Here is a 9,602-nt window from a genome sequence, read left to right as displayed (position 1 = left end):
GGGATTATCTGCTAACTGCAGGATCGTTCAAGTCTTCTTAAACGATCGGCATTACGCAGTTAAGCGGGCCTTTTGTTTCAATTCTTACAGCGAGACCGTTGCCTGTGTCTGTTACTGCATCATTAAGAAAGCAAATAGACCACAACCTAGAATCAGGCGGTAGATAACGAACGGTGTCATGCCCATACGAGAGATAAGCTTCAAGAAGAAGTGGATACAGATGTAAGCACTGATGAAAGACACCGCAACGCCCGTTAGCAAAGTGCCAACATGGATTGGATCACCGCTTGTCACCAACTTAAGACCTAAATAACCACCAGCCAGAGTGATGATTGGGATAGACATCAAGAAAGAGAATCGAGCCGCCGCTTCACGTGTGAAACCAAGGTAAAGCGCCGCGGTAATGGTTACGCCAGAACGAGACGTGCCCGGAATGATCGCCATTGCTTGAGCAAGACCAATAAACAGCGCCTTTTTCCAACCCGCTTGGTATTCGTCATCGCGCAGGCTTGAGTTCTTGTCCACCCACCATAGCAATAGACCAAAGATAATCGTTGTCGTCGCGATCACCCACGCACTGCGTAAGTAAAGCTCAACAATATCTTTCATCAACAAGCCAAAGATACACGCAGGAATCGTCGCGAGAATGATCATCCACGCTAACTTCGCTTCTTTACTACGATCACCTTTAAACACTGAACCAAAGAATGCGCTCAACAGAGAGACCACTTCTTTACGGAAATAGATAACAACAGCTGCCAAAGTACCAACGTGGACAGCGACATCAAAAGCCAAACCTTGATCTTCCCAGCCTAAAACAGCTGAAGGAAGGATTAGGTGTGCAGAACTGGAAATAGGTAAAAACTCTGTAAAGCCTTGCACCAACGCCAATATAAACGCTTCAAAATAACTCATTACTTACCTTAAAAATTATAGTTTTATATCTACGACAGAGAGCGAGTCTAATTGCTGCATCTTCTGCCATATTTCACTGACGGTTCTTCCGTCTTGCGGGATCACTCGCGCAGGACAAAGATCATAAAGCGGCTGTGTTACAAAAGGATATTTGTAGATATCACTGCGTGGTAATTCTGGTTCACACTCAGAAACCTCCTCTCCAAACAGCACAATATCAAGATCGAGTTTTCGATCTTGTAGTTTGTGCGCATCTTGAGAGCGACCCCATTTAAACTCAATTTTACGCAGCTGCTGTGAAAATTCAGTCAATGAGAGTGACGTGTCGAGCTCTATCACAAAGTTATAAAACGGATGGCTATTAAAACCGACGGGCTCACAGTGATAGATTTTAGAGCATTTAAGGTTAGTCCCTAACGATTGAAGCTCTGTCCATGCCACCCTTGCATGCTTGTCGCGGTCTATGTTCGTGCCAACACCAACATAGGCTACTGTCATGCTTGACCTCGTTCGATGATCACACCAACGGCTTTTGCTTGTGGCACTGCGCCAGGTTTAGCCAATCGGATTTTAATCCACGGCACAGAGAACTGAGTCATAATAAGCTCTGCGACTTCTTCAGCAACACGTTCTACGAGTAGAAAACGGCCATTTGCAATGTGCTCAAGTACTGCAGTGCTCACTTTCGAATAATCCAAAGCATCAACCACATCATCACTCTTGCCTGCTGGGCGGTTGTCATGAGCCATTTCAATATCAAGCACCAGTTTCTGTTTGATCTCTTGCTCCCAATCGTAAACACCGATCGTTGTAATTACTTCTAGCTGCTCAATGAAAACTTTATCCAGTGCCATGACTTGTCCTTTTAGAGGTCGGATACCCAAATTGGGGAAAAAAACGTATTATTTGCGTAATTCGAGATATGATATCAATTACTCTTGGATTGAGCATTATTTTCCCATCGTTAGGCGTATAACCGTTAAAGGACAGACATGACCCCATTGGCACTTATCATGATCATTGCTGCCTACTTACTAGGTTCAATCTCTAGTGCGGTCTTGATATGCCGAGTTTTGAGGCTCCCAGATCCTCGAACAGTAGGTTCTAACAACCCAGGAGCAACCAATGTCCTGCGTGTTGGCGGTAAAGGCGCAGCAGCTGCCGTCCTTTTGTGTGACATGCTGAAAGGCACTATCCCTGTCTGGCTTGGCTACTACCTCAAGATCGACCCAATCATTCTTGGGGTTGTGGCAATTGCGGCGTGTCTTGGCCATATGTATCCGATCTTCTTCCACTTCAAAGGTGGTAAAGGCGTGGCAACCGCACTTGGCGCTATCGCCCCAATAGGATTCGATCTAACCGGAATGATCATGGCGACTTGGTTAGTGGTCGCGTTTTTGTTTCGTTACTCTTCTTTAGCGGCACTGGTTACTGTGCTACTTGCCCCTTTCTACGCTTGGTTAGTCAAACCTCAATACACATTGCCAGTAGCCATGCTGTGCTGTTTGATCGTGTTACGTCACCATCAGAATATCCGCCGCCTACTCGATGGCAGCGAACCAAAACTCGGACAAAAAAAATCGGCTTAAACTGTCACGTCTAAGCCGAACCATAATATTCAGTATTTAAAGCTTACGGCAGATGTTTATCTAAAAACGTCTTCAGCATTGTGTTCACAAACTCTGGTTGCTCTAACGAGCTAATATGACCTGCGCCAGGAATCACCACTAATTCACTGCCCGTAATGCAATCGTGCATTAGGTATGACTCAAGTACCGGACGTGGTTTATCTTCTTGTCCTACAGCAATCAAAACAGGCAGAGCAAAGTTCTCTACCGATTCAATCATGTCACGACGTCCAAACACCATTCGACCAATTCGTGCCACTTCTTCAGCGTTGTCACCCTCAAGAGCAGATAACTGCTGAGTAAACCCTTCCACTAAAGTTGGCGTGTTGGTTTGAGCATCATTAGCGAAGAACAGTGGAACAACCGCTTCAACAATTGGCTGAGGAACCGTCTTGGTTTGAGTGATGGTATCTAACATGCTGAAGTACTTAGTGTGAGCAACCTCTGGTTCTAAACCCACAAAAGTATCCATTAGAACCAAAGACTTAATACGTGCAGGTGCAAGTTCCGCTAACTCTGTTCCCCACATACCGCCAACCGATAAGCCAACCACTGAGAATTCTTCGATCTCTAAATGATCAAGCAGAGCCAAAACGTGCTGAGCGTAATCTTTCAAGTTACGCATCGAAGCGGGTGCAGCTTGAGACTCACCGTGAGACCAAAGCTCTGGAACAATACAGCGATACTGAGTTTTTAATGCTTCGATCTGCGGCTTCCACATTGCACTATCCCAAAGGTAGCTGTGGCCGAGTACAACAACAGGGCCTTGACCTTCATCTAGGTACGCCATCGATTGATTGTCTACTGTGAACTTGTTCATTTTCTTCCCTAATCTCTATCAGCAATTATTTATCGACATACAGTCGGTAAGCTAGGATATAAAAACGGCCGCACAAGGCGACCGTTTATCGAAACACTATAGTCAATTACGCAATTGGCTCTAGCTGGTCAATAGGCCAACGCGGTGTGGCATGAACAGACAAATCAGCCGTTTCGCCATTCTTCAGGCGCTGCATGCCCGCATAAGCGATCATCGCACCATTATCTGTACAGAACTCAGTGCGTGGGTAGTACACCTCACCACCGACTTTCTTAGCAAGCGCCTCAAGCTCAACGCGCAGTTGTTTGTTGGCACTTACACCGCCAGCAATAACTATACGTTTCATGCCCGTTTCAACCAAGGCACGCTTACACTTGATTACTAAGGTTGCACAAACGGCTTCTTGAAACGCGTAAGCAATATCAGCACGAGTCTGGTCATCATTATCGTTATCACGAATGGTATTCGCTGCGAACGTCTTCAGACCAGAAAAGCTCATATCTAAACCCGGACGATCGGTCATTGGACGCGGGAACTTAAAACGACCCGGAGTGCCTTTTTCCGCCAAACGAGATAACAGTGGACCACCAGGGTAATCTAAGCCCATCAGTTTCGCGGTTTTATCAAACGCTTCACCCGCTGCATCATCAATCGATTCACCAAGGATTCGGTATTCACCAATACCTTTCACTTCTACCATCATGGTATGGCCGCCAGAAACCAGCAGAGCCACAAATGGGAATGGTGGTGGGTTATCTTCTAGCATTGGCGCAAGAAGGTGACCTTCCATATGGTGAACAGGCACTGCAGGCACTCCCCACGCATAAGCAATACTGCGACCAATCGTTGCACCAACCAGCAGTGCACCCACTAAACCAGGGCCAGCCGTGTAAGCCACACCATCAATGTCTTTCGACGTTAGGTTCGCTTCAGCTAATGCCGCTTTAATAAGAGGAATTGTTTTTTTCACGTGGTCACGTGAAGCTAGCTCAGGTACCACACCACCGTAATCGGCGTGCAGCTTTACTTGGCTATATAATTGATGAGAAAGCAGCCCTTGCTCATCATCATAAATCGCGATTCCTGTTTCATCACAAGAGGTTTCAATACCAATAATGCGCATAATTTTCTCGGCACGCTTTCGTCTAAAATGGGAAATTAGCGCAATATTACCCTGCCTAAGCTCTTCAAACAAATATTGTACAGACTATAATCGACAAAGTGCTTTACAAAGCCACTGTGATCGGATTAAAATTCCGCACCATTTTTGATCAAGCTGGTTAATGGCCAAACGCGAATAGAGAGTTAGCTCGATGGGTAACTTCTCTGATTTGGTACTGAGTAGCCAGCGATAATGAATAACCCCTGAGGTGAAAGGCATATGCCAATAGTTAAAGTACGTGAAAACGAACCGTTCGACGTTGCACTACGTCGTTTCAAGCGCTCTTGTGAAAAAGCAGGTATCCTTTCTGAAGTTCGCCGTCGCGAGCACTACGAAAAGCCAACTACAGTTCGCAAACGCGCTAAAGCAGCAGCTCAAAAGCGTCACGCTAAGAAGCTAGCTCGCGAAAACGCACGTCGCGTTCGCCTGTACTAATAACTTAATCCATAAGGACTGAGTTATGGCTCTTATTGAACAACTCAAAGAAGAGCAAAAATTAGCGATGAAAGCCAAGGACAAACCGCGCCTTGGCACTATCCGCTTAGCTCTTTCAGCAATTAAGCAACGTGAAGTTGACGAACGGATCACTCTGAACGACGACGACATTCTTGCTGTATTAGTTAAAATGGTTAAGCAACGTCGCGATTCTGTTGCTCAATATGAATCAGCAAATCGTCAAGATCTTGCTGACGTGGAAAAAGCAGAAATTACGGTACTTGAAGGCTTTATGCCTCAACCGCTAACTGATGAAGAAGTTATTGCACTACTTGATAGCGCAATCGCCGAAGCTCAACCAGCGGGCATGCAAGACATGGGTAAAGTAATGGCTATCTTGAAACCACAAATTCAAGGGCGTGCAGATATGGGGAAAGTTAGTGGTTTAGTTCGTTCTAAACTCGCTTAATCCCAAATCAAATTGCAACAAGCCGTGCAATCCTTCGGAACGCACGGCTTGTTTGTATCTGTAACCTATTCAAACTATTATTATCCACACTCTCAGTTAGTGCATTTTTCTAAGGTTTTATGGCAGGACACATCCCGCGTAGTTTCATCGATGATCTCCTAGCGCGTCTCGACATTGTCGACATTGTGGACGCACGCGTGAAACTTAAGAAAAAAGGCAAAAACTATGGTGCTTGTTGCCCATTCCACAACGAAAAGACCCCTTCTTTTAGCGTAAGCCAAGAAAAACAGTTTTATCACTGCTTTGGTTGTGGCGTACACGGTAATGCTATCGACTTCATTATGGAGTTCGAACGCCTCGATTTTGTTGAAGCTATTGAAGAGCTAGCCTCTTTCTTAGGCCTCGACGTTCCTAGAGAACAGCGCAGCGGCGAGATATCAACAGCACCAAGAGCCAACAGCGAACAAAAACGTAACCTCTACGATTTGATGGGCGGCATCAGTAATTTTTACCGCTCTCAACTGAAAATATCAGCCAACAAACCTGCGATTGATTACCTAAAGAATCGTGGCCTTTCGGGCGAGATCGTCCAGAAGTTTGGTATTGGTTATGTGGCCGATGAGTGGGACTTAGTTCGTAAGAACTTTGGCCAACAGAAAGAAGCCCAAGACATGCTCGTGACTGGCGGCATGCTAATTGAGAACGATAAAGGTAACCGATACGACCGATTCCGTGGACGCGTAATGTTCCCAATTCGTGATCGTCGTGGCCGTGTGATTGGTTTTGGTGGTCGTGTATTAGAAGACGGCACACCAAAATACCTCAACTCACCAGAAACGCCTATCTTCCATAAAGGTAAAGAGCTTTACGGCCTTTATGAAGTGCTGCAAGCCTACCGTGAACCGCCGCAAATACTTGTGGTTGAAGGTTACATGGATGTCGTGGCACTCGCGCAATATGGTGTCGATTACTCAGTAGCATCACTGGGCACCTCGACAACCGGCGACCATGTTCAAATGTTGTTCCGTCAAACCAGCACTGTGGTTTGTTGTTACGATGGTGACCGAGCAGGTAAAGAGGCCGCATGGCGCGCACTAGAAAACGCGCTTGAATACCTGAAAACCGGTAACACGCTTAAGTTTCTATTCTTGCCCGACGGTGAAGATCCAGACAGCTATATTAGAGAGCATGGCAAAGCCGCTTTTGAACAGCTGGTCCACAATGCGACGCCGCTTTCGACCTATTTGTTCGATAACCTGATTGAAATACACAAGTTAAACTTGGGAACAACCGAAGGGAAATCAGCACTGCGTGCACACGCCAGCGCCTTGATTAATAAAATCCCTGACAGTTACTTCCAAGAATTGCTCGAAAAACTGCTCGATGAGCGAACTGGATTTGATAACCAATTGAGACGTGCGCGTGTTCATACACAGAACCCGACACCTCAACCACATAAAGAGCTGAAGCGCACTCCAATGCGTGAAGTTATCGCTTTGCTTATCCAAAATCCGAGCTATGCTGATATGGTACCGGATTTATCAAGTGTCAAAGGCTTACAGTTGCCCGGACTAAGTTTATTCGTCGAAGTACTTGATAAATGCCGCGAGCATCCCCATATTAACACAGGCCAATTATTAGAGCATTGGCGACACAATAAACATGAGGCTCTTCTGTCTCGTCTCGCGAGCTGGGAAATCCCCCTCGACGAAGACAATCAAGAAGACATATTTTTAGACTCATTGGACAACATACTTGCCCAGTGCGTTGAAAAACAAATTGAAAACCTGCAGGCCAAAGCAAGAAGCGTCGGTTTATCAGCCGAAGAAAAAAGGGAGCTACTAGCTTTAATGCTAGATCTAAAAGCGTAACCCTGTTTGATTAGTCAGCATTTAATAAATTTGTTAACATAATTGGTTTGCATTTGAGAATGCAACGTCCTTCACCAGACCTGAAGTTGGATATCATCTATGGATCAAAATCCGCAGTCACAGCTTAAATTACTTGTTATTAAAGGCAAGGAACAAGGCTATCTGACCTACGCCGAAGTAAACGACCACCTACCTGCAGAAATCGTGGATTCTGAACAGGTAGAAGACATCATTCAAATGATCAACGACATGGGTATCAAGGTAGTTGAAACTGCACCTGATGCTGATGATCTAGCACTTAATGATGACGATGCCAATATAGATGAAGATGCAGCCGAAGCTGCAGCTGCTGCGCTTTCAAGCGTAGAAAGCGAGATTGGCCGTACTACTGACCCAGTTCGTATGTACATGCGTGAAATGGGTACGGTTGAACTACTGACTCGTGAAGGCGAAATCGACATTGCGAAACGTATTGAAGATGGTATCAATACAGTTCAACTATCGGTTGCTGAGTACCCAGGCACTATTCCATACATCTTGGAACAGTTTGACCGCGTACAAGCAGAAGAGATTCGCTTAACAGACCTAATCAATGGCTTTGTTGACCCAGACGACGATGGCACAGCTGCGCCAACGGCGACTCACATCGGTTCAGAACTTGCTGAAACTGATCTGGAAGACGAAGACAAAGAAGACGCTGAAGACGACGAGGAAGAGGAAGAAGAAGATACAGGTATCGATCCTGAGCTTGCTCTTGAGAAGTTCACAGCGCTTCGTACTAGCTACCAGAACCGTCAGCTAGCGATCAACGAGTACGGCCATGAAAGCCCGAAAGCAACGCTTGCAACGACAATGATGCAAGACGTATTCAAAGAGTTCCGTCTAACACCAAAACAGTTTGATTACCTAGTAAACGAACTGCGTAACTCTATGGATCGCGTACGTACTCAAGAACGCCTAATCATGCGTCAAACGGTTGAGTACGGCAAAATGCCGAAGAAATCTTTCATTGCTCTATTTACTGGTAACGAATCTAGCGAAGCATGGTTGGATGAAGTTCTTGCTTCAGACAAGCCATACGCAGAAAAGATCAAACGTAACGAGCACGACATCCGTCGCTCTATCCAAAAACTGGATATGATCGAACGTGAAACGTCTCTTACTGTTCAAAGCATCAAAGATATCAGCCGTCGTATGTCTATCGGTGAAGCGAAAGCTCGTCGTGCGAAGAAAGAGATGGTTGAAGCGAACTTACGTCTAGTAATCTCGATTGCTAAGAAGTACACAAACCGTGGTCTACAATTCCTGGATCTAATCCAAGAAGGTAACATCGGTCTGATGAAAGCGGTAGATAAGTTTGAATACCGTCGTGGTTATAAGTTCTCTACTTACGCTACTTGGTGGATCCGTCAAGCAATCACTCGTTCGATTGCCGACCAAGCTCGTACTATCCGTATTCCGGTTCACATGATCGAAACGATCAACAAACTAAACCGTATCTCTCGTCAAATGCTACAAGAGATGGGTCGTGAACCACTGCCGGAAGAACTGGCTGAACGCATGCAAATGCCTGAAGACAAGATCCGTAAAGTACTAAAAATCGCTAAAGAGCCAATCTCAATGGAAACACCAATCGGTGACGACGAAGATTCGCACCTAGGTGATTTCATCGAGGATACAACGTTAGAACTACCTTTAGACTCTGCAACGGCAACAAGCCTACGCGGTGCAACTAAAGACGTTCTTGCTGGCCTAACACCTCGTGAAGCTAAAGTACTGCGTATGCGTTTCGGTATCGACATGAACACTGACCACACTCTTGAAGAAGTGGGCAAGCAGTTCGACGTAACTCGTGAACGTATCCGTCAGATCGAAGCAAAAGCACTGCGTAAACTTCGTCACCCAAGCCGCTCAGAAACTCTGCGTAGCTTCCTAGACGAGTAATCGCACACTCAAGTGTGGTTAGCTTTTAAGCATAAATAAGAAAAGGTGAGCGTTGGCTCACCTTTTTTTTATCTGTGTGATTTAAGTGGCTAAGATGTAAGCGGAATTGCCCCTTATAGTGTCTAGACACCATTGAACGCTTCCCCTATAATCTATGCCCTACGGCCCCTTAGCTCAGTGGTTAGAGCGCACGACTCATAATCGTTCGGTCCCCAGTTCAAGTCTGGGAGGGGCCACCAAATTAGAAAAGCCAGAACAGTTCACGCTGCTCTGGCTTTTTGCTTTTCTGATTCAGTACCAATCACACCCTGCACTTCCGAACCAAAAACGAATCGTCCCGCACACAATTCCAATTGCC

The 9,602-nt window shown here is 45.8% G+C and carries 10 protein-coding genes and 1 tRNA gene; 6 read left to right on the top strand and 5 right to left on the bottom strand.

Annotation, left to right across the window (positions count from 1 at the left end; all coding sequences use genetic code 11):
* Positions 1 to 111: 111 nt before the first annotated feature.
* The 3 genes from ACED46_RS10935 to folB are packed head-to-tail and all read right to left on the bottom strand — an operon-like array spanning position 112 to position 1,769.
* Positions 112 to 915 carry an undecaprenyl-diphosphate phosphatase gene (locus ACED46_RS10935; RefSeq protein ID WP_371721436.1) on the bottom strand — a complete coding sequence of 268 codons (804 nt, stop codon included), beginning with the start codon at positions 913 to 915 and terminating at the stop codon, positions 112 to 114.
* Between the two features lie 15 nt (positions 916 to 930).
* Complete coding sequence (folK, locus tag ACED46_RS10930; protein ID WP_017062921.1) at positions 931 to 1,413, bottom strand: 2-amino-4-hydroxy-6-hydroxymethyldihydropteridine diphosphokinase; 483 nt, start codon at positions 1,411 to 1,413, stop codon at positions 931 to 933.
* Positions 1,410 to 1,769 carry a dihydroneopterin aldolase gene (gene folB / locus ACED46_RS10925; RefSeq protein ID WP_017061412.1) on the bottom strand — a complete coding sequence of 120 codons (360 nt, stop codon included), beginning with the start codon at positions 1,767 to 1,769 and terminating at the stop codon, positions 1,410 to 1,412. The genes folK and folB overlap by 4 nt, the downstream gene beginning before the upstream one ends.
* Positions 1,770 to 1,907: 138 nt before the next feature.
* Here folB and plsY point away from each other — a divergent pair, with 138 nt between their 5' ends.
* Positions 1,908 to 2,504, top strand: coding sequence for a glycerol-3-phosphate 1-O-acyltransferase PlsY (plsY, locus tag ACED46_RS10920; RefSeq protein WP_009847793.1), 597 nt, complete (start codon positions 1,908 to 1,910; stop codon positions 2,502 to 2,504).
* A 43-nt stretch (positions 2,505 to 2,547) separates the two neighbouring features.
* Here the strand turns inward: plsY and ACED46_RS10915 are convergent, their stop codons facing one another.
* On the bottom strand, positions 2,548 to 3,363 hold the full coding sequence (locus tag ACED46_RS10915) for an alpha/beta fold hydrolase (RefSeq protein WP_371721435.1): 816 nt from the start codon (positions 3,361 to 3,363) through the stop codon (positions 2,548 to 2,550).
* A 106-nt stretch (positions 3,364 to 3,469) separates the two neighbouring features.
* Positions 3,470 to 4,486, bottom strand: a complete 1,017-nt coding sequence (tsaD, locus tag ACED46_RS10910) for a tRNA (adenosine(37)-N6)-threonylcarbamoyltransferase complex transferase subunit TsaD (RefSeq protein ID WP_017061410.1) — start codon at positions 4,484 to 4,486, stop codon at positions 3,470 to 3,472.
* Positions 4,487 to 4,744: 258 nt separating this feature from the next.
* Here tsaD and rpsU point away from each other — a divergent pair, with 258 nt between their 5' ends.
* The 5 genes from rpsU to ACED46_RS10885 all read left to right on the top strand — a co-directional run bounded on the left by rpsU (position 4,745) and on the right by ACED46_RS10885 (position 9,483).
* A complete protein-coding gene (gene rpsU, locus ACED46_RS10905) occupies positions 4,745 to 4,960 on the top strand; it encodes a 30S ribosomal protein S21 (protein ID WP_004396009.1) in 216 nt (71 codons plus the stop codon).
* 25 nt (positions 4,961 to 4,985) lie between these two features.
* Positions 4,986 to 5,429 carry a GatB/YqeY domain-containing protein gene (locus tag ACED46_RS10900; protein ID WP_017069475.1) on the top strand — a complete coding sequence of 148 codons (444 nt, stop codon included), beginning with the start codon at positions 4,986 to 4,988 and terminating at the stop codon, positions 5,427 to 5,429.
* A 119-nt stretch (positions 5,430 to 5,548) separates the two neighbouring features.
* A complete protein-coding gene (dnaG, locus tag ACED46_RS10895) occupies positions 5,549 to 7,300 on the top strand; it encodes a DNA primase (RefSeq protein ID WP_371721434.1) in 1,752 nt (583 codons plus the stop codon).
* 99 nt (positions 7,301 to 7,399) lie between these two features.
* Complete coding sequence (rpoD, locus tag ACED46_RS10890; RefSeq protein ID WP_017061407.1) at positions 7,400 to 9,244, top strand: RNA polymerase sigma factor RpoD; 1,845 nt, start codon at positions 7,400 to 7,402, stop codon at positions 9,242 to 9,244.
* A 163-nt stretch (positions 9,245 to 9,407) separates the two neighbouring features.
* Positions 9,408 to 9,483, top strand: a tRNA-Ile gene (locus ACED46_RS10885).
* The last annotated feature ends 119 nt before the right edge of the window (positions 9,484 to 9,602 follow it).

The organism is Vibrio sp. 1S139 (genome assembly GCF_041439475.1).
Lineage (GTDB): Bacteria > Pseudomonadota > Gammaproteobacteria > Enterobacterales > Vibrionaceae > Vibrio > Vibrio crassostreae_C.
The sequence above is the reverse complement of the archived record's forward strand: the minus strand, read 5'-3'. Positions and strand labels throughout refer to the sequence as shown.

Bases quoted from the DNA above. Each gene is read 5' to 3' on its own strand.
- ACED46_RS10935 (WP_371721436.1), bottom strand. From the start codon at position 915: ATGAGTTATTTTGAAGCGTTTATATTGGCGTTGGTGCAAGGCTTTACA.
- folB (WP_017061412.1), bottom strand. From the start codon at position 1,769: ATGGCACTGGATAAAGTTTTCATTGAGCAGCTAGAAGTAATTACAACG.
- tsaD (WP_017061410.1), bottom strand. From the start codon at position 4,486: ATGCGCATTATTGGTATTGAAACCTCTTGTGATGAAACAGGAATCGCG.
- dnaG (WP_371721434.1), top strand. From the start codon at position 5,549: ATGGCAGGACACATCCCGCGTAGTTTCATCGATGATCTCCTAGCGCGT.
- rpsU (WP_004396009.1), top strand. From the start codon at position 4,745: ATGCCAATAGTTAAAGTACGTGAAAACGAACCGTTCGACGTTGCACTA.
- ACED46_RS10915 (WP_371721435.1), bottom strand. From the start codon at position 3,363: ATGAACAAGTTCACAGTAGACAATCAATCGATGGCGTACCTAGATGAA.
- plsY (WP_009847793.1), top strand. From the start codon at position 1,908: ATGACCCCATTGGCACTTATCATGATCATTGCTGCCTACTTACTAGGT.
- ACED46_RS10900 (WP_017069475.1), top strand. From the start codon at position 4,986: ATGGCTCTTATTGAACAACTCAAAGAAGAGCAAAAATTAGCGATGAAA.
- rpoD (WP_017061407.1), top strand. From the start codon at position 7,400: ATGGATCAAAATCCGCAGTCACAGCTTAAATTACTTGTTATTAAAGGC.
- folK (WP_017062921.1), bottom strand. From the start codon at position 1,413: ATGACAGTAGCCTATGTTGGTGTTGGCACGAACATAGACCGCGACAAG.